An 18,985-nucleotide genomic window follows, 5' to 3' on the forward strand; every position below is an offset into this window, starting at 1 on the left:
GCGCGAGAAGCCCCACCGGCCCGCACCCGGCGACGAAGGCCTACCGGGGGGCCGCCTCGCGCAGCCGGTCGCCCAGGTCCCGGACGGCGGAGACGAGGGGCTCGGGCCCACGGACCCGGAACTCGACCCCGGTCATCGCCAGCCGCACCGCCATCCACTCCACCGCGTCGGACACCCGCGCCCGCAGCACACACCCACCCCCGCCCGGCAGGGCCTCCGGCTCGCCGATCCACGACGGCACCCGCGCCGCGACGACCTCCGCCGGCGCGAGGAACTCCACGTCGATCTCGTACTCGGAACCGCCCCACGCCGAGGCCACCGACCGCCGCACGTACTGCGCCGCGTCCCCGTCCGGCACCTCCCGCGGAGCGAACCGCGCCCCCGTGGCGAACGGCTCCGTGACCCGGTCGACCCGGAACGTACGCCAGTCCGCCCGGTCCAGGTCGTACGCGACGAGATACCAGCGGCGCCCCGTCGCCACGAGCCGGTAGGGCTCGGCCTGGCGCCGGGTCTCGGCGCCGTCCGCCGCCCGGTACCGGAAGCGCAGCCGCTCGGAGCCGGCCGCGGCGGAGGCGATCACGGTGAGCGTCTCGGTCGCGATGGTCGGGCCGTCGCCCGAGGTCAGCGGGATCGTGGCGGCCTGGAGCGTGGTGACGCGGTGCCGCAGCCGGGACGGCAGCACCTGTTCGAGCTTGGCGAGGGCGCGCACGGACGCCTCCTCGATGCCCTCGACGGCGTGCCCGGCGCCGGCCCGCAGGCCGACCGCGATGGCGACGGCCTCCTCGTCGTCGAGCACGAGCGGCGGCAGTGCCTTGCCCGCGACGAGCCGGTACCCGCCGTCGGAGCCCATGGTGGCCTGCACCGGATAGCCGAGTTCGCGCAGCCGGTCGACGTCCCGCCGCACGGTGCGGCGGGAGACGCCGAGCCGGTCGGCGAGCTCGCCGCCGGGCCACTCGCGCGGCGTCTGCAGGAGAGAGAGGAGTTGGAGCAACCGGGCCGGGGTGTCGGTGGTGGAGCTCGTCGTCTTCGTCATGCCCCCAGCATGCCCCGCCACTAGGACACGATCTGACCTATAGGGCCTCTACGTTCGTCCTATGACCGCAACAGGAACCACCGCAGACCCCGCCGCACCGGCACCGTCCCCGCAGGCCGCACCGGACCGCCGGCGCTGGTTCGCCCTGGCCATCGTGATGACGGCCGCCTTCATGGACCTCGTCGACGTCACGATCGTCAACATCGCGCTGCCGACCATCGAGGCGGACGAGGGCGCCACGACCGGCCAGATCCAGTGGATCACCGCCGGATACGCGCTGGCCTTCGCGGCGCTGCTCATCACGGGCGGGCGGCTCGGCGACATCTTCGGCCGCAAGCGGCTCTTCCTGCTCGGCATCACCGGCTTCACCGTCGCCTCGGCGCTGTGCGGTCTCGCGGCGAACCCGGAGATGCTCGTCGCCGCGCGCATCCTCCAGGGCGGCATGGCGGCGATGATGGTGCCGCAGGTCCTGTCGATCGTGCACGCGACGTTCCCGGCGCACGAACGCGGCAAGGTCTTCGGCCTGTTCGGCGCGATCGTCGGACTCGGCGCCGTGTCCGGGCCGCTGCTCGGCGCGCTCCTGACGGAGTGGGACATCGCGGGCCTCGCCTGGCGCCCCATCTTCCTGATCAACCTGCCGGTCGGTGTCGTCGCGCTCGTGCTCGGCTCCCGCGTCATCAGCGAGTCCAAGGCGCCCAGGGCGCTCAAGCTGGACCTGGTCGGCGTCGTCCTGGTCACCCTCGCGATGCTGGCGCTCGTCTACCCGCTGACCCAGGGCCGCGAGAACGGCTGGCCGCTGTGGGGCTTCCGGATGATGGCGGGATCCGTCGTGATCGTCGCGGTGCTGGTCGCGTACGAGCGGGCGAAGACCCGGCGGGACGGCTCGCCGCTGATCGAGCTCTCGCTCTTCCGGGTCAAGAGCTTCGCGGCGGGCATCGCGGTGCAGACCGTCTTCGGCATCACCACCGGCATCTTCTTCCTGACCTGGACTCTCTACATGCAGATGGGCCTCGGCTGGAGCGCGCTGCGCGCCGGGCTCACCGGCGTCCCGTTCTCGATCGCGGTGTCCGTCGCGGCCGGTGTCTCGGTGCAGAAGCTGGTGCCCCGGTTCGGCCGCAAGGTCCTTCAGGCCGGCGCCCTCACCATGGCCGCGGGCGTGCTGGTCTACGCGGTCGAGGCCGCCCACTACGGACTGGGCATCGCCTCCTGGCAGATGGCGCTGCCGCTGGTCGTGATGGGCCTCGGCATGGGCCTGATCGTGGCGCCGCTCACCGACGCGGTGCTCTCCGAGGTGCCGCGCGAGCACGCCGGTTCGGCCTCGGGCCTCATCAACACCGTGATGCAGATGGGCAACGCGCTGGGTCTCAGCCTGGTCTCCGTCGTCTTCTTCAACGTCGTGGAGGACCGCTTCGCCGAGGGCGCGGGCGACAAGGCCTTCCTGGACGGCTTCCACCACTCCCTCCTGTGGGCGGCGGCCATCCTGGTCGGCATCTTCCTGCTGATGTTCGCCCTCCCGAAGAAGGCCCCGCGCCCCGTGCCCGAGGAGACGGTTCCGGGCGACGCGGGGACCGTTCCGGTCGACGCGGGGACCGGCACACCCCGGCCCGACGGGTCCCGCACCGGCGAGTCCCGCACTGACGAGTCCCGCACCGACGAGCTGGTCGGCTGACCAACCACATCCGGCAGTTGTGTACCTAGGCGCTGGACCGCCCCACCCGGTCCAGCGCCTCCAGCACGTCCAGCGGGACCCCGCCGGGGGCGACGGCCCGGCCGATCCGCTCGCGCACCGCGGTGCGTACCGTCGGCCAGGAGCGCAGGCCCACCGGGTGGAACTCGGCGCGCGGCATCTGGTCGACGAACGGCCACAGCGCCCGCCGCCCCCGGTCGGCCCGCAGCCGCTGCGAGCCCGAGAGCGTCACGGGCAGCGTCTGCGACGCCCCGGTGTCCGGGGACGCGGCGCTCTCCTGGGCGTAGAGGAAGGTCAGGAAGGCGCCGGTCTCGCGCGCGTGGCCGCCCTGCTCGAAGGCGAGCATCCAGTCGGTGATCCCGAGGGGCGGCGCCGAGCCGTCCCCGTCCCGCTGGGGGAACGGGGCGGTGGCGAACGGCAGCCGTGTCCGGCCGGTCGCGCCGAGCAGCACCGGGTGGGCGACCAGCATGCCGACCCGGCCCTTCAGGAACTGCGCGTAGGCCTCGGTGCGGGTGAGCTTCGCCGGGTCCGCGCCCGCGAGGCCGGGGGCGACGAGTTCGTCGCGCAGCCAGTCGAGGGCCGCCGCGTTGTCGGCGGAGCCGAAGTCGTAGCCGCCGAGGTCCGAGTAGCCGCCGCCGCCCGCGAGCAGCCAGGTCAGCAGCTCGTCCTCGGCGGCCTCGGGGCCGAACGCGAGGGCGTAGGGGGTGGGGACGCCGATGCCCTTCAACGCCTGTGCGGCGGAGCGGAGTTCGGCCCAGGAGCCGGGCGGTCCGGCGAGGCCCGCGCGCTCGAACAGGCCGGTGTGGAAGAACAGCCGCGGCGTACTGGCCAGGAGCGGGACCCCGTACTGCACGTACCCGGAGCGACCCGCCTCGGCGAACGACGGGATGAAGTCCGCCTGCGTCGGCACGTCGAAGAGGTCCTCGACCGGGTACAGGGCGTGCGTCTCGGCGTACGGCGCGAAGACGTTGCTCTGTGCGATGTCGGGGGCGCGGCCGTCCTTCACGCGGCGGGCGAGGGTCGCGTCCAGTCTGAGGAACGGGACGCGCTCGATCGCGACGCGGATGCCGGGGTGCTTCTTCTCGAACGCCTTCACGACGTCGTCCCACCGGTCACCGATGGCGGCGCCGACGCTCCGGTCGTAGCTCGCCACCATCAGGCGCAGCGTGACGCCGTCACCGCCGTCCGAGCCGCTGTCGCCGTCCGAGCCGCCGCAGCCGCTCAGGGCCAGGGCGCCGGCCCCGGTCAGGCCCATGGTCCGGGTCAGGATCTGCCGCCGCCGCACTGTTCTCGCCCGTCTGTCGACTGGTTCATGGACATGATCATTCGTGTGGTGGCACATTGTGCCATACCGGCATACCATGCCTGCATGGCAAGCGTGGCCGTGACGAACTGGAGCACGAGATGAACAACCTGACCGGCAAGACCGTCCTCGTCACGGGCGGCGCCCGCGGCATCGGCGGCGAGGTCGCGAGGACCGTCGTCGCCGCCGGTGGCAACGTCGTCATCGGTGACGTCCTCGACGCCGAAGGCGCGGACCTCGCCGCAGGTCTGGGCGAGCGCGCCCGTCACGTCCACCTCGACGTGACGTCCGAGGAGCAGTGGCAGGCCGCCGTCGCGTACACCGTGAGCGCGTTCGGCCGGATCGACGGCCTGGTCAACAACGCGGGCATCTCCACCGGCATGCCCTTCGAGACGGAGAGCGTCGAGCGCTTCCGCACGGTCCTCGAGGTCAACCTGGTCGGCGTCTTCGCCGGAATGAAGACCGTCGTGCCCCCGATGCGGGAGGCCGGCGGCGGCTCCATCGTCAACATCTCCTCGGCGGCCGGACTGATGGGCCTCGCCCTCACCGGCTCGTACGGCGCGTCCAAGTGGGGCGTGCGAGGGCTGACGAAGATCGCGGCGGTCGAGCAGGGCACGGCGAGGATCCGCGTCAACTCCGTGCACCCCGGCATGACCTACACCCCGATGACCGCCCAGGTCGGCATCCGGCAGGGCGAAGGGAACTACCCGAACACGCCCATGGGCCGGGTCGGCGAGGCCGACGAGATCGCCCGGGCCGTCGTGTTCCTGCTCTCCGACGACTCCTCGTACATGACCGGCGCGGAGCTGGCCGTGGACGGCGGATGGACCACGGGGCCGACGGTGAAGTACGTCATGGGGCAGTAGTCCTGCGTCGTGCCCGCGGCGCTTGCCGAGGAGGCCCGGTTCCCGTCAGGGGGCCGGGCCTCCGGCGTTTCCACCGGCGTCTCCACCGACGTCGCCTCTGTCCTCGCCCTCCGCCCGGATGCCCGTTTGTGTCTGTCTTGCGTCTGAACTTGTTTACTTCCCGGAAAACTGGTCGTAGTCTCGGGGAAGAGCAACAGATTCGGGCACGCCCGGACCGGTACGACGAGGGAGACGGGCATGTACGCACCCGAGCGCCAGCAGGAGATCCTCCGCCTCGCCCGCGACGCCGGCCGGGTGGACGTGCTGTCCCTCGCCGAGGAGTTCCAGGTCACCGCGGAGACCGTCCGGCGCGACCTCAAGGCCCTCGACCGCGCCGGACTCGTGCGCCGCGTGCACGGCGGCGCCATCCCCGCCGGACGCCTCGACTTCGAGCCCGACCTCGCCGAGCGCGAGGGCACCGCGGCCGACGAGAAGGACCGCATCGCTCACGCCGCCCTCGCCGAACTGCCCGCCGAGGGCAGCGTCGTGCTCGACGCCGGCTCCACCGTCGCCCGGCTCGCCGCCGCCGTCCCCGTCGAGTCCGAACTCACCGTCGTCACGCACTCGCTGCCCACCGCGGCCCGGCTCGCCGACCACCCGAACCTGCAGCTCCACCTCGTCGGCGGCCGCGTCCGCCACCGCACCCGCGCCGCCGTCGACGCCTGGGCCCTGCGCGCCTACGGGGAGATCCGCGCCGACGTCGCGTTCCTCGCGGCCAACGGCTACTCCGCCACCGCCGGGCTCACCACCCCCGACCTCGCCGAGGCCGCCGTCAAGCGCGGCGCCGTCGCCGCCGCCCGTCGCGTCGTCCTGCTCGCCGACTCCGGCAAGCACGGCCAGGAGCACTTCGCCCGTTTCGGCGACCTCACCGACATCGACCTGCTCATCACCGACACCGGGCTCGCCCCCGAGGACGCCGCCGCGATCGAGGCGGCCGGCACCGAAGTGCTCCGCACCTGACGTCGCCGCCCCCCAGCTGGCCACGACCCCCGCGAACTGCCCCCACCGTACGGAAGCGGCGAACCCCGGCATGATCCTCACCGTCACCCCCAACCCCTCCCTCGACCGCACCTACGAGGTCCCCGGACTCGACCGCGGCGCCGTCCTGCGCGCCACCGGCGAACGCGTCGACCCCGGCGGCAAGGGGGTCAACGTCTCGCGCGCCGTCGCCGCCGCCGGCGCCCCCACCCTCGCCGTCCTGCCGCTCGGCGGCGCACCCGGCGCCCTCGTCGCCGACCTCCTCGACCGCCAGGGCATCAAGGTCGCCCCCGTCCCCGTCGCCGGGCGGACCCGCTCCAACATCGCGCTCGCCGAACCCGACGGCACCCTCACCAAGATCAACGCGCCGGGCCCCGAACTCACCGCCGCCGAGGCCGAGTCCCTCCTCGCCGTCGTCGGCGAACAGTCCGCGGGCGCCGACTGGATCGCCTGCTGTGGCAGCCTCCCGCTCGGCCTCGACCCCTCCTGGTACGCCGCGCTCGTCGCCCGCGCCCACGCCGCAGGCGCCCGCATCGCCCTCGACACCTCCGGACCCGCCCTCCTCGCCGCCCTGCGCGAACGCCCCGACGTGGTCAAGCCCAACGCCGAGGAGCTCGCCGAGGCCACCGGACGCACCCTGACCACCCTCGGCGACGTCGCCGAGGCCGCCCGCGCGCTCCGGGAGAGGGGCGCAGGCGCCGTCCTCGCCTCACTCGGCGCCGACGGCCAGCTCCTCGTCGACGCCGAGGGCATGCACCACGCCACCGCCCCCGTCGACGCCGTCCGCTCCGACGTCGGCGCCGGCGACTCCTCCCTCGCCGGGTTCCTCATCGCGGGCGGCGCGGGCCCCCGCGCCCTCGCCTCCGCCGTCGCCCACGGCGCCGCCGCCGTCCAACTGCCCGGCAGCGCCATGCCCACCCCGGCGGACCTCGCGCCCGCACGCGTGACCCTGACCGCCGACGTCCCCCTCGACCGGCCGCTCACGGAACCGGTGACGTGATGCACGCCGCCCCCGCCGAGCGCCCCACCCACCCGACGCGTAGGCAAAGGAGCCCGCGATGACCGGCCAGATGATCACCGCGGACCTGGTCGACCTCGACCTGTCCGCCGACACCAAAGAGGCCGCGGCCCGCTCGCTCGCGGAGCGCATGACCGCCCTGGGCCGGGTCACCGACCTGGACGGCTTCCTCGCCGACGTCGCCGCCCGCGAGGCCCAGATGCCGACCGGGCTCGACGGCGGGATCGGCATCCCGCACTGCCGCAGCGCCCATGTCACCGAACCCACCCTCGCGTTCGGCCGCGCGGCCCGGGGTATCGACTTCGGCGCGCCCGACGGTCCCGCCGACCTGATCTTCCTGATCGCCGCCCCCGCGGGCGCGGACGACGCCCACCTCACGATCCTGTCCGCGCTGGCCCGCCAGTTGATGGACGAGGACTTCAAGGCGGCCCTGCGCGCGGCGACGGACCCGGACCGCACGGCGTCCCTGATCCGCGGCGACACCCCGGAACCCGCCGCGGCCGACCCCGAGGCCACCGAAGGCGAGCCGGTCGTCGCCGCCGCCCCCTTCCGGATCGTCGCGGTCACCTCCTGCCCCACCGGCATCGCCCACACCTACATGGCGGCCGAGTCCCTGGAGAACACCGCCCGCGACCTCGACGGCGTCGAGATCACCGTCGAGACCCAGGGCTCCTCGGGATTCACCCGCCTCGACCCGGCCGTCATCGCGGCGGCGGACGCCGTGATCTTCGCCCACGACGTCCCCGTACGGGAGAAGGAACGCTTCGCCGGAAAGCCGACGGTCGACGTCGGCGTGAAGGCGGGCATCAGCCGGCCCGCCGACCTGATCACCGAGGTCCGGGCCAGGGCGGCGCGCGGCGAGACGACCGCGGACGCCGCGTCGTCCACACCTGTGGACAACGCCGGCGATCCGACGGACGGTTACGGTACGAAGCTCCGCAAATGGCTGATGTCGGGCGTGAGTTACATGGTGCCGTTCGTCGCGGCGGGCGGGCTGCTCATCGCGCTCGGTTTCGCGATCGGCGGCTACGAGATCGCGGACGTGAAGGTCGGGACGCTCCTCGACCACTTCGACTGGAGCTCGACGACCAGCTGGGCCGCGCTGCTCTTCCAGACCGGCCAGGCCGCGTTCGGCTTCCTGATCCCCGTCCTCGCCGGGTACATCGCGTACGGCATGGCGGACCGGCCGGGTCTGGTGCCGGGGTTCGTCGGCGGCGCTGTCGCGGTGACGACGCAGGCGGGATTCCTCGGCGGCCTGGCCGCGGGCCTCATCGCGGGCGGCGTGGTCATGGCCATCCAGAAGGTGAAGGTCCCGGCCGTGCTGCGCGGGATCATGCCGGTCGTCGTGATCCCGCTGCTGTCGTCCGTCGCGGTGGGCTTCCTGATGTTCGTGGTGATCGGAAAGCCGATCGCCTCGCTGCAGAGCGCGCTGACCGACTGGCTCAACTCGCTGTCCGGCGCCAACGCGATCGTGCTCGGCGTCGTCCTCGGCCTGATGATGTGTCTCGACCTCGGCGGTCCGCTCAACAAAGTCGCCTACGCCTTCGCGGTCGGTGGTCTCGCGAATCCCACGGACGGCTCGCTGAAGGTGATGGCCGCCGTGATGGCCGCGGGCATGGTCCCGCCGCTCGCGATGGCGCTGGCCACGACCGTACGGGGCCGGCTGTTCACCCGCTCCGAGCGGGAGAACGGCAAGGCTGCCTGGGTGCTCGGAGCCTCGTTCATCACGGAGGGGGCCATTCCCTTCGCCGCGGCCGATCCACTCCGTGTGATCCCTGCCTCGATGGCGGGAGGCGCGGTCACCGGCGCCCTGTCGATGGCCTTCGGCTGCACGCTGCGGGCTCCGCACGGCGGCATCTTCGTGGTGCCGCTGATCGGCAACGCGTTCCTCTACCTGATCGCGGTCGCCGCCGGAGTCTGCGTCTCCGCCGCGCTCGTCATCGGCTTGAAGGGTCTGCGCACGGCGGGAGCCGCGGCCGTCGCGGACGACGGCCCGTCGGACGAACTGCCGGGGCAGAACGCGAAGGTCGCGGCCGCCGCCTGAGCCGGACCCCACCCGCAGCGCGTCGGCCCTCGGGCGGGCCGCCCCGACGGTCGGGGCAAGTCCGGACCTGTCCGGTGCTGCGAGATACGTCACGGTCCGGGACCAAAGTCCCGGACTGTGGTGTTCACTGGACCGCATGCCTGAGCACGTGTCGATCCTTCAGCAGGTGGGCCTGGCGATCCTCGTGGTCGCGACGGTGGCGTGGGTGGTCGGTCTGGTGCGGCTCGTCCGCGCTGTCGCCGTGGCCCCGCCGGGGCCCTCGCGGCTGCCCGCCGGGGCGCTGCCCGCGCAGTCGCAGGCGCCGGCCGTGGAGTCGGTGCCGCTGACGGCGGACGAGCAGGACGCGTTCGCCGGGCTCGTGCGGCAGTTCAGCCGGGGCTGAGGCGGTGGGTCCGGTCCGTCAGCGGCGGGCCGGGCGGGTGGACGCGCGGTGCTCGATCGCGGTGCGCGCCGCTTCCTGGGTCAGATAGACCTCGCACATGTGCCGGCCGTCCCGTGTCGCCGTGTGCTCGACCTCCCAGAGACTGACCTCGCAGCCGTCCCGCAGCAGGAACGCGTGCTCGTACAGCGCGAAGCCCTGGCTGAGCCGGCGGCCGAAGGCCTGGGTGATCTCGTGGGCGCAGGCGCCGCTCAGCAGCCGGGAGGTGCCGGGACCGGGGCGGGTGGCCGCGTCCGGGTTCTCCGCGCGGCGCAGCAGGCGGCGGGCGTGGTCGACGGAGCGGTCGGGGTCGACGTGTCCGTAGACGTGGCCGCGCGGCGGGACCGGCGGTAAGAGCGTGGGGGACAGGGGTGCCTGGAGGGTGAAGTCGGGTGCGCACTCGGGGGGCAGGGGGAGGCGTCCGGTGGCCAGGTGCAGTTCGTCCTCGGTGACGTAGACCTCGTGCTGGGGGGTGCGGTCGCGTCCGGTGTTGTGGACGAGCTCCCAGAGGGTCAGGGGGCTGCCGTCGGCGAGCAGCCAGGTGTGCCGGTACGTCTCGCGGTGGAGGCCCGCACTGTGGTGGGCGGAGTGCAGGGTGCTGTCGTGGGCGAGGGCGCTGTCGAGGCGGGCGACGGTGTCGTCGGGGAGCTCGAAGGAGTTGAGCGCGCGCCCGAGCAGGCTGCGGAGCTGCCCGTCGGGTGACGTGTCCGACGCGAGGTCGGGCAGAGGGTCGGGCACATGGTCGTACGGAACGCTCAAGGCACCTCCCGGGATCGCTTCGTGTCACCTTGTGGGTGCATACCGTAGCCCCTCGGTCGGACATCGGCGCCTGAAACGGCAAACGCGGAGCGGGATGTGGAGAGCGGCCCCGCGCGGGGCGGGGTTGTCCGGAACAACGCGGGGGCCGCGCGGGAGGTTCCCGCGCGGCCCCTGGTCTTCCGTGGGGGGAGGTCCTGTCCCGGGTCCCGGGAGGTCCCGTCCGGGTCAGGCGGCGCTGCCGGCCGTCCACTCGCTCCAGGACATGTTCCAGCCGTTGAGGCCGTTGTCGGGGGCGACCGTCTTGTCGTGGGAGTTCTTGACGATGACGACGTCACCGACGAGGGAGTTGTCGTAGAACCACTTGGCGGTGGTGTCGCCGCCGGCGCCGCGGACGTCCTGCATGCCGACGCAGCCGTGGCTGGTGCCCTGGGAGCCGAAGATGCCGGGCGAGCTCCAGTAGTTGCCGTGGATGAAGGTGCCGGACTGCGACAGGCGCATCGCGTGCGGGACGTCGGAGATGTCGTACTCGCCGCCGAAGCCGACCGTCGAGCCGTTCATGCGGGTCTGGACGAACTTCTCGGAGATGACCATCTGCCCGTTGTAGGTGGGGTGGGCGGTGCTGCCGGTGGAGACCGGGACGGTCTTGAGGGTCCGGCCGTCGCGGGTGACGGTCATCTTCTGGGTGTTCGCGTCGACTGTGGAGACCTGGGAGCGGCCGACGGTGAAGGTGACGGTCTTCTTCTGGACGCCGTTGATGCCGTTCGCGCCCTCGACGCCGTCGAGGTCGATCTTCATCGTGACCTTGGAGCCGGCCTTCCAGTACTCCTCGGGCCGGAAGTCGAGGCGCTGGGTGCCGAACCAGTGGCCGACGACCTGCTGGCCGCTGCTGGAGGTGACCGTGATGTGGGACTGGACGTCCTTCTTGTTCGTGATGGCCTTGTCGAACGTGAAGGAGACCGGCATGCCGACGCCGACCGTCGTGCCGTTGTCCGGGGTGTAGGTCCCGATGAAGCTGTTGTCGTTGGAGACGGTGGTGAAGATGGAGTTGGCGGCGGCCGTGTCGCCGTCGGAGTCCTTCGCGGTGGCGGAGATGCGGTACTTGGTGCCGCGCTCCAGCTGCTCCTTGGGCTTCCAGGTGGCGCCGTCGGCGCTGAGGGTGCCGTCGACCTCGGCGCCGTCCGCGGAGGTGGTCATCTTCACGGTGGTGAGCTTGCCGCCGCTGACCTTGACGCCGGTGGCGTTGATGGAGGCGCCGGTCGAGCCGTCCTTGGCGGAGATGGTGATGCGCGGGGCGCCCTCGGCGCCGCCCTTGCCGTCCGTGTCGTTGTCCGCCTTGGCGCTGCCGCCGCAGGCCGTGAGGGTCAGCGCACCGACGGCGACTGCGGCACATACGGCGACTATGTTCTGCCTCTTCACGGTCTGCTCCTGTTCCAGTGGAAGATCCGCTTGATCTGCTTGATCCGGTTGATCTGGTTCTTCGTGTTGTTCCGGTGTGTGAAGAGAGCGCGAGACGACCGGAGGGGTTCCTTCCGTTTCCTGTGAAGGCAGCCACAGGGACAGTCCTGTGACGAAGAGCGGACTTCGTTACGGGAACGCCGCCCCCGGCGCACGAAGCGGCCCCCTCACCCGTACAGCTCGGAGTACGACAGAAACGTCCCGCCGGGCCCGTGCACCGACTCCGCCGACCGCACCGCGCGCACGATCGCCCGCGTCACGAGATCGGCCCCCGCCGCGAGGATCTCGTTGAGCGCGAGCGGGTTCGCGGCGTCCAGCGGCCGGTCCCCGGTGGCGAGGGCGAACACCGTGTCCCCGTCGTTCAGCAGATGCACCGGCCGCACCGCACGCGCGATCCCGTCGTGCGCGGTCCCGGCCACCTTCTGCGCCTGGGCCCGGCTGAGCTCGGCGTCCGTGGCGACGACGGCCAGCGTCGTGTTCAGCGCCGGGCCGGCCCCCGGTCCGTTCGCCGCGAGGGCCCGTGCGACCCGCTCGCCCGCAGCCGCGTGCACCTCGGCGGCGGGGCGGGCGACCGGGCCGCCCTGCGCGAAGAACTCCCCGTACAGCGCGCCCGTCGCCGGGTCGACCGCCGAGCCCGCCGCGTTGGCCACGACCAGGGCGCCGACCGTGATCCCCGAGTCCAGCACGGCCGAGGCGGTGCCGACGCCGCCGCGCAGCCGCCCGACGAGCGCCCCCGTGCCCGCGCCGACACCGCCCTCGGCCACCGGGGCGCCGACCGGGCTCGCCGCGGCGGCCTCCACCGCCGCGCGGCCCGTCGACGCGTCTGGCCTGGCCCGCCAGTCGCCGCCCCGGCCGAGGTCGAAGACGCAGGCGCCGGGCACCACGGGCACGACCTGGCCGGGGCCGCCCACCGGCACCCCGCGACCCTGCTCCTCCAGCCACGCCATCACCCCGGACGCCGAGTCGAGCCCGAACGCGCTGCCGCCCGTCAGCACCACCGCCTCGATCCGCTGGACCAGATTGCGCGGGTCGAGCGCGTCGGTCTCCCGGGTGCCGGGCCCGCCGCCGCGCACGTCCACGGCGGTGACCGCGCCGCCCTCCGGAGCGAGCACGACCGTGGTCCCGGTCAGCCGGCCGCCGCCGGTCAGGGTCGCGTGGCCCACGCGCAGGCCGGGCACGTCGGTGAGGGCGTCGTTCTGGATCGTCGTCATGTGCCCTGCGTACCACGCCAGTTGACCCGCGACACGGCGCCGTGCCGCCGCCGTGCGGCAGGCCGGGGCCGCGGGGCGGCGGGGACCTTGGTCGCCCGGAACTCGGTGCCCTCGGCACTGTCCGGGCGCGACCATCGCCTCTGCTGCGCGGCCGTGGCACGCAGCAGCCTGGAGAGGCAAGGAATCCCCTCCTCACCACCAGGAACACGTCATGAGTCCTGCTGTCAGGGACGCCGCCGCGGTCGACGACGTCACCCGTTCCTATGATCTCGAGCAGTACCGGCCCGGGCGCACGATCAGCGACTGGGAGCCCGAGAACGAACTGTTCTGGAAATCGGTCGGCAAGCGGGTCGCCTCCCGCAACCTGTGGATCGCCGTCCCGGCCCTGCTGGTCGCCTTCGTCGTGTGGCAGGTGTGGAGCGTCACCGCGACGAGCCTCGGTGACGTCGGCTTCGGCTTCAGCACCTCCCAGCTGTTCTGGCTGACCGCGATCCCGGGTCTCACCGGCGGTACCGCCCGGATCTTCTACACGTTCCTCGGCCCGCGGATCGGGCAGCGCCGCTTCACCGCGCTGTCCACGCTGGTCCTGGTGGTCCCGCTGATCTGGCTCGGCTTCGCCGTCCAGGACCCCGGCACCCCGTACGCCGTGATGGTCACGATCGCCGCGCTGTGCGGCTTCGGCGGCGCCAACTTCGCCTCGTCGCTGGCCAACATCGGCTTCTTCTTCCCCAAGCGCGAGAAGGGCAACGCCACCGGCATCAACGGCGGCCTCGGCAACCTCGGTGTGTCCGTCGTCCAGCTGCTCACCCCGATCGTCATCACCAGCTCGGTCATCGCGCTCGGCTCCGCGGAGCACAAGGCCGACGGCACGCCGGTCTACCTGCAGAACGCCGCGTTCCTGTGGGTGCCGGTCCTCGTGGTCCTGGCCGCCGTCGCCTGGTTCGGACAGAACGACCTGAAGGTCGCCTCCACGCCCTTCAAGCAGCAGAAGATCATCTTCCGGCGCAAGCACAACTGGCTCATGACCTGGCTGTACGTCGGCACCTTCGGCTCGTTCATCGGCTTCGCGGCCGCGCTGCCGATGCTGATCAAGACCACCTGGACCCCGATCGACGCCTCCTACACCGCGGCCACCTACGCCTGGATCGGCCCGGCCGTCGGCGCGCTGGCCCGCTGGGGCGGCGGCTGGCTCGGCGACCGGCTGGGCGGCGCGCGCGTCACGATCCTCTCCTTCGCCGGCATGGCCGCCTCGATCATCGGCGTCATCGCGTTCATGCCGTCGAACGGCGCGGGCGGCTCCTTCTGGGGCTTCCTCGCCTGCTTCTACCTGGCGTTCTTCTTCAGCGGCATCGGCAACGGCTCCACGTTCCGCCAGATCCCCGTGATCTTCCGCAACCAGCACCTCGCGGGGCTGACCGAGGGCACCCCGCAGTACGCGAAGGCGCGCAAGCAGGCGGAGATGGAGTCCGGCGCCGTCACCGGCTTCACCTCGGGGATCGCCGCGTACGGCTTCTTCTTCATCCCCGCGATGTTCGCCAACTTCTCGGTCACCAGCGCCCTGTGGTGCTTCGTGGGCTTCTACGCCACCTGCATCGCCGTCTGCTGGTGGTTCTACGCCCGCCGGGGTGCCGAGTCCCCGAGCTGAGCCCCCGGCCCCTCCACGGGGCGACCTGGGAACACCGCGCCCTTTCTTGTGAATACCTTCACAAGCGGGCGCGGGTCGGAAGTCCCGAAAGAAATGCCAGGTCAGCGCACTGATCTGGGCCCGTCGAGGCCCGCGAGCGGGCCCAATGGTCCCGAACTCAGGACCATTGCGGCCCGCCGGGCGGCCCGCACGGGCGTCCAATGAACACGTAGCAACGAACCGGTCGAGCAGATGGGGAAGGTGCCGCAGATGACTGCCACTCCCGCGGAGAAGACGACGCACGGCGAGGCCTGGGAGGGCTTCAGGGGAGGCCTGTGGCGCGACGCCGTCGACGTCCGCGACTTCGTCCAGCAGAACTACACCCCCTACGAGGGCGACGGCTCCTTCCTCGCCGGACCGACCGAGCGCACCACCGCCGTGTGGAACCGGCTGCTCGGCATGTTCCCCGCGGAGATCGAGCGCGGCATCCACGACGTCGACGTCCACACCCCCTCGCGCATCGACGCCTTCCGGCCGGGCTACGTCGACGGCACCGCGGCCGACCACCGGGACCTGATCGTCGGGCTCCAGACCGACGCCCCGCTCAAGCGCGCCATCATGCCCAACGGCGGCTGGCGCATGGTCGAGGGCGCCCTGAACGCCTACGGCCACGAGGCCGACCCCGAGGTCCGGGAGATCTACACCCACCTCCGCAAGACCCACAACGAGGGCGTCTTCGACGCCTACACCCCCGAGATCCGCGCCTGCCGCTCCTCCGGCATCATCACCGGCCTGCCCGACGCCTACGGCCGCGGCCGCATCATCGGCGACTACCGCCGCGTCGCCCTCTACGGCGTCGACCGGCTCGTCGCCGCCAAGCAGGCCGACAAGGACGCACTCGCCGCCCAGTGGCCCACCGAGCACGTCATCCGCGACCGCGAGGAGATCTCCGAGCAGATCAAGGCCCTGGGCGAGCTCAAGTCCATGGCCCTGTCCTACGGCTACGACATCTCGGGCCCCGCCCGCACCGGCCGCGAGGCCGTCCAGTGGCTCTACTTCGGCTACCTCGCCGCCGTGAAGGAGCAGAACGGCGCGGCCATGTCGATCGGCCGCATCGACAACTTCCTCGACATCTACCTCCAGCGGGACATCGAGGCCGGCCGCCTCACCGAGGCGCAGGCCCAGGAGTTCATCGACGACTTCGTCATCAAGCTGCGCATCGTCCGCTTCCTGCGCACCCCCGAGTACAACGACCTCTACTCCGGCGACCCCACCTGGGTCACCTGGTCGATGGCCGGCATCGGCGAGGACGGCCGCCCGCTCGTCTCGCGCACCACCTTCCGCGCCCTGCAGACCCTCTACAACCTCGGACCCGCCCCCGAGCCCAACCTCACCGTCTTCTGGTCGCGCGAACTGCCGCGCGGCTTCAAGGACTTCGCCGCCCAGGTCGCCATCGACACCTCGGCCATCCAGTTCGAGTCCGACGAGCTGATGCGGCCCAAGTACGGCGACGACACCGCCATCGCCTGCTGCGTCTCGGCCATGGCCGTCGGCAAGCAGATGCAGTTCTTCGGCGCCCGGGTGAACGTCGCGAAGGCGCTCCTCTACGCGATCAACGGCGGCCGCGACGAGAAGACCGGCAAGCAGGTCGTCGAGGGCTTCACGCCGATCGAGGGCGACGTCCTCGACTACGGGACGGTCGCCGCGCGGTACGACGCGATGCTCGACTGGCTCGCGAGGACGTACGTGCACGCGCTCAACGTCATCCACTACATGCACGACAAGTACGCCTACGAGCGCATCGAGATGGCCCTGCACGACCAGGAGATCCTGCGCACCATGGCCTGCGGCATCGCCGGGCTGTCCGTCGCCGCGGACTCCCTGTCCGCGATCAAGCACGCCCGCGTCAAGGTGATCCGCGACGAGACCGGGCTCGCCGTCGACTACGAGATCGAGGGTGACTACCCCGCCTACGGCAACAACGACGACCGGGCCGACGCGATCGCCCAGGGCATCGTCCGCGGCTTCATGGAGAAGGTCCGCAAGCACCCGACCTACCGCGACGCGGTCCACACCCAGTCCGTGCTGACGATCACCTCGAACGTCGTCTACGGCAAGAAGACCGGCAACACCCCCGACGGCCGCCGCGCCGGCACCCCCTTCGCCCCCGGCGCCAACCCGATGAACGGGCGCGACGAGCACGGCTACATCGCCTCGGCGCTCTCCGTCGCCAAGCTGCCCTACGACGACGCCGAGGACGGCATCTCGCTGACCAACACGATCACGCCCGACGCGCTCGGCCGCACCCCGGCGGAGCGGATCGGGAACCTCGCCGGGGTGCTCGACGGCTTCACGGCCGGCGACGGCTTCCACATGAACGTCAACGTGCTCGACAAGGCGACCCTCGAGGACGCCATGGAACACCCCGAGAACTACCCGCAGCTGACCATCCGGGTGTCCGGCTACGCCGTGAACTTCGTCCGGCTCACGCGCGAGCAGCAGCTCGACGTCATCAACCGCACGTTCCACGGATCGCTGTGAGCCCGCGGCACAGCCCCTGAACCGCGGTCCCGGGGCCGGGCCCTCACCCCGGCCCCGGGCACCGCGCCACCCCGCACCCCACCCCGCCGTCCGAGGAGCCCCGCCATGACCGTGCTGCTCACCCAGAACCTGGGCGCGAACGACGCCGCCACCCCGGCGGCCGCCGCGACGCACCGCCCCATCGAGGGCTCCGTGCACTCCTGGGACCTGTCGACCGGCGTCGACGGACCGGGCAGCCGCTTCGTCACGTTCCTCTCCGGGTGCCCGCTGACCTGCCTGTACTGCCACAACCCCGACACGTGGCGGATGCGCGACGGCAAGCGGACCCCGGTCGGCGCGATCGTCGCGGAGGCCGCCAAGTACACCCGGTTCATCGAGGCGGCCGGCGGCGGCGCCACCATCAGCGGCGGCGAGCCGCTGCTCCAGCCGGTCTTCGCCGGCGAACTGCTGCACCGCCTCAAGCACGAGCTCGGCCTGCACACAGCCCTCGACACCTCCGGCTTCCTCGGCGTGCGGGCCACGGACGCGCTGCTGCGCGACGTCGACCTGGTACTGCTCGACATCAAGTCCTGGGACCGCGCCACCTACCGGAAGGTCACCGGCCGGCCGCTCCAGCCCACCCTCGACTTCGCGCGCCGCCTGGCCGACCGCGGCCAGGACGTCTGGGTGCGCTTCGTGCTCGTGCCCGGCCTCACCGACGACCCCGGCAACATCGAGGGCGTCGCCGCCTTCGCGGCCTCCCTCGGCAATGTCTCCCGGGTCGACGTGCTGCCCTTCCACAAGCTCGGCGAGGCGAAGTGGCAGGCGCTCGGCACCCCCTTCGCGCTGCACGACACCCCCGCGCCCACCGCCGAGGAGGTCGGCCGGGCCAAGGCGGTCTTCGCCTCCCACGGGCTCACCGCGGTCTGAGCGCGCGACGTACCCTGGAGCCATGAGCACCGCCCCGAAGCCCGCCCCCGAGCCGCGCGACCCCAAGGCCGCGCTGATCTTCGACGACCCGCTGTCGGCGCAGTCGGCCGACGACACGGACCGGGGGTGGGGCGAGCGCCCGGCCGCCGGAGAGAGCAGCGCCGCCGACCTGGCCCGCTTCCTCGACGAGAAGCCGCCCCACCACCTCTGAAGGGCCGCTACGGCTCGGAGTGCCCCGGGCCGCGCTGCGCGACGAGTGCGTCGCGGATCTCCTTGAGCACCTCCAGCTCGGAGATCTCCAGCACCTCCTGGGTGCCTTCCTTCGCCGCGTCCTGGTTGGCCTTGCGGGCCAGGTACTTCGCCATGGGCAGGACCATCAGGAAGTAGACGACCGCCGCCGTGATCAGGAAGCTGAGCGTGGCGCTGAGGACCGTGCCCCAGAGAATCTCGATGCCGTCGCCGCCCGAGCAGTCGCCCTTGACGCAGGACTTGTAGCCCTCCAGGTCCTTGGTCCCGAAGGCGCCGACGATCGGGTTGATCACGCCCTTGACCACCGCGTTCACGATGTTGGTGAACGCGGCGCCGATGACGACCGCGACCGCCAGGTCGATCACATTGCCGCGCATCAGGAAAGCCTTGAAGCCCTCCCAGACGCCCGGCGCTTTCTTCTCGCTCACCAGAAGGCCTCTCTTCACATGTCCGGGTTGTGGGGCAAACGCCCCCGCAACCTACGACAGTTCGGGTCAGACCTGTCCAATCCGGTAACTCGATCGAGGGACTTGACCGGGTGAGGATCACCAGAGCGTCACCGCCAGCCGGGACACCGCGCCGGCACCGGCCAGCCGCGTGGCCGTCGGGCGCGGCACCTTCAGCACCACCAACGCCCCGCCCCCGTCCGGGGTTTCGGTCCCGGCGTCGGTGGGATCGGGCACGGAGGCGACGCGGGCGCCCGACGCAAGCACCCGGACGCCGGGCCTGCCGTCGGTGCGGGCCGCGACGACGTCGACCCGGTCGCCGGGGCGCAGCAGCCGCGCCGCCGCCGCGTCGGCGATCCGGACGGGCGCGGACACCGTCGCGGCGGGCGTCGGTGCGGGGGCGCG

Annotated in this window: 17 protein-coding genes; 10 read left to right on the forward strand and 7 right to left on the reverse strand. The window is 72.3% G+C overall.

What is annotated here, in order from left to right; translation table 11 throughout:
- Nucleotides 1-40: 40 nt before the first annotated feature.
- Complete coding sequence (locus GTW43_RS23585; RefSeq protein ID WP_161304040.1) at nucleotides 41-1,033, reverse strand: WYL domain-containing protein; 993 nt, start codon at nucleotides 1,031-1,033, stop codon at nucleotides 41-43.
- Nucleotides 1,034-1,094: 61 nt separating this feature from the next.
- Between GTW43_RS23585 and GTW43_RS23590 the strand changes: the two genes are divergently transcribed.
- Nucleotides 1,095-2,702: an MFS transporter gene (locus GTW43_RS23590; RefSeq protein WP_161304041.1), complete on the forward strand. Its 1,608-nt coding sequence runs from the start codon at nucleotides 1,095-1,097 to the stop codon at nucleotides 2,700-2,702.
- Between the two features lie 25 nt (nucleotides 2,703-2,727).
- On the opposite strand, the gene GTW43_RS23595 is transcribed toward GTW43_RS23590, so the two are convergent.
- The gene (locus tag GTW43_RS23595; RefSeq protein ID WP_161304042.1) at nucleotides 2,728-3,975 is read right to left on the reverse strand and encodes an extracellular solute-binding protein; all 1,248 of its coding nucleotides are present in this window, start codon (nucleotides 3,973-3,975) and stop codon (nucleotides 2,728-2,730) included.
- A 149-nt stretch (nucleotides 3,976-4,124) separates the two neighbouring features.
- Between GTW43_RS23595 and GTW43_RS23600 the strand changes: the two genes are divergently transcribed.
- From GTW43_RS23600 to GTW43_RS37625, 5 genes are all read left to right on the forward strand, one after another.
- Nucleotides 4,125-4,889 (forward strand): glucose 1-dehydrogenase, encoded by a 765-nt coding sequence (locus GTW43_RS23600; protein WP_161304043.1) that lies wholly within the window; start codon nucleotides 4,125-4,127, stop codon nucleotides 4,887-4,889.
- A gap of 237 nt (nucleotides 4,890-5,126) precedes the next feature.
- On the forward strand, nucleotides 5,127-5,888 hold the full coding sequence (locus GTW43_RS23605; protein ID WP_161304044.1) for a DeoR/GlpR family DNA-binding transcription regulator: 762 nt from the start codon (nucleotides 5,127-5,129) through the stop codon (nucleotides 5,886-5,888).
- A 70-nt stretch (nucleotides 5,889-5,958) separates the two neighbouring features.
- Nucleotides 5,959-6,906: a 1-phosphofructokinase gene (pfkB, locus tag GTW43_RS23610; protein ID WP_161304045.1), complete on the forward strand. Its 948-nt coding sequence runs from the start codon at nucleotides 5,959-5,961 to the stop codon at nucleotides 6,904-6,906.
- 58 nt (nucleotides 6,907-6,964) lie between these two features.
- Complete coding sequence (locus tag GTW43_RS23615; RefSeq protein ID WP_237536775.1) at nucleotides 6,965-8,968, forward strand: fructose-specific PTS transporter subunit EIIC; 2,004 nt, start codon at nucleotides 6,965-6,967, stop codon at nucleotides 8,966-8,968.
- A gap of 136 nt (nucleotides 8,969-9,104) precedes the next feature.
- Nucleotides 9,105-9,350: a hypothetical protein gene (locus GTW43_RS37625; RefSeq protein ID WP_202501855.1), complete on the forward strand. Its 246-nt coding sequence runs from the start codon at nucleotides 9,105-9,107 to the stop codon at nucleotides 9,348-9,350.
- 18 nt (nucleotides 9,351-9,368) lie between these two features.
- On the opposite strand, the gene GTW43_RS23625 is transcribed toward GTW43_RS37625, so the two are convergent.
- From GTW43_RS23625 to GTW43_RS23635, 3 genes are all read right to left on the reverse strand, one after another.
- Nucleotides 9,369-10,124, reverse strand: a complete 756-nt coding sequence (locus tag GTW43_RS23625) for a DUF6227 family protein (protein ID WP_343246100.1) — start codon at nucleotides 10,122-10,124, stop codon at nucleotides 9,369-9,371.
- A 246-nt stretch (nucleotides 10,125-10,370) separates the two neighbouring features.
- Entirely contained in the window at nucleotides 10,371-11,561 is a 1,191-nt protein-coding gene (locus GTW43_RS23630; RefSeq protein ID WP_161304047.1) for an Ig-like domain-containing protein, read from the reverse strand.
- Between the two features lie 206 nt (nucleotides 11,562-11,767).
- Nucleotides 11,768-12,811 (reverse strand): P1 family peptidase, encoded by a 1,044-nt coding sequence (locus GTW43_RS23635; RefSeq protein ID WP_161304048.1) that lies wholly within the window; start codon nucleotides 12,809-12,811, stop codon nucleotides 11,768-11,770.
- Between the two features lie 211 nt (nucleotides 12,812-13,022).
- Between GTW43_RS23635 and GTW43_RS23640 the strand changes: the two genes are divergently transcribed.
- The 4 genes from GTW43_RS23640 to GTW43_RS23655 all read left to right on the forward strand — a co-directional run bounded on the left by GTW43_RS23640 (nucleotide 13,023) and on the right by GTW43_RS23655 (nucleotide 18,096).
- Nucleotides 13,023-14,456 carry an MFS transporter gene (locus GTW43_RS23640; RefSeq protein WP_161304049.1) on the forward strand — a complete coding sequence of 478 codons (1,434 nt, stop codon included), beginning with the start codon at nucleotides 13,023-13,025 and terminating at the stop codon, nucleotides 14,454-14,456.
- 249 nt (nucleotides 14,457-14,705) lie between these two features.
- Nucleotides 14,706-16,976 carry a formate C-acetyltransferase gene (gene pflB / locus GTW43_RS23645; protein ID WP_161304050.1) on the forward strand — a complete coding sequence of 757 codons (2,271 nt, stop codon included), beginning with the start codon at nucleotides 14,706-14,708 and terminating at the stop codon, nucleotides 16,974-16,976.
- Nucleotides 16,977-17,081: 105 nt separating this feature from the next.
- Complete coding sequence (gene pflA, locus GTW43_RS23650; protein WP_161304051.1) at nucleotides 17,082-17,885, forward strand: pyruvate formate-lyase-activating protein; 804 nt, start codon at nucleotides 17,082-17,084, stop codon at nucleotides 17,883-17,885.
- A gap of 22 nt (nucleotides 17,886-17,907) precedes the next feature.
- Entirely contained in the window at nucleotides 17,908-18,096 is a 189-nt protein-coding gene (locus GTW43_RS23655) for a hypothetical protein (protein ID WP_161304052.1), read from the forward strand.
- A 7-nt stretch (nucleotides 18,097-18,103) separates the two neighbouring features.
- Here GTW43_RS23655 and mscL read toward each other — a convergent pair whose 3' ends face one another.
- Nucleotides 18,104-18,565 (reverse strand): large conductance mechanosensitive channel protein MscL, encoded by a 462-nt coding sequence (gene mscL / locus GTW43_RS23660; protein ID WP_161304054.1) that lies wholly within the window; start codon nucleotides 18,563-18,565, stop codon nucleotides 18,104-18,106.
- A 114-nt stretch (nucleotides 18,566-18,679) separates the two neighbouring features.
- On the reverse strand, nucleotides 18,680-18,985 hold a 306-nt coding region (locus GTW43_RS23665; RefSeq protein ID WP_237536776.1), incomplete at its 5' end, for an RcpC/CpaB family pilus assembly protein.

Source organism: Streptomyces sp. SID5785, from assembly GCF_009870065.1.
GTDB lineage: Bacteria > Actinomycetota > Actinomycetes > Streptomycetales > Streptomycetaceae > Streptomyces.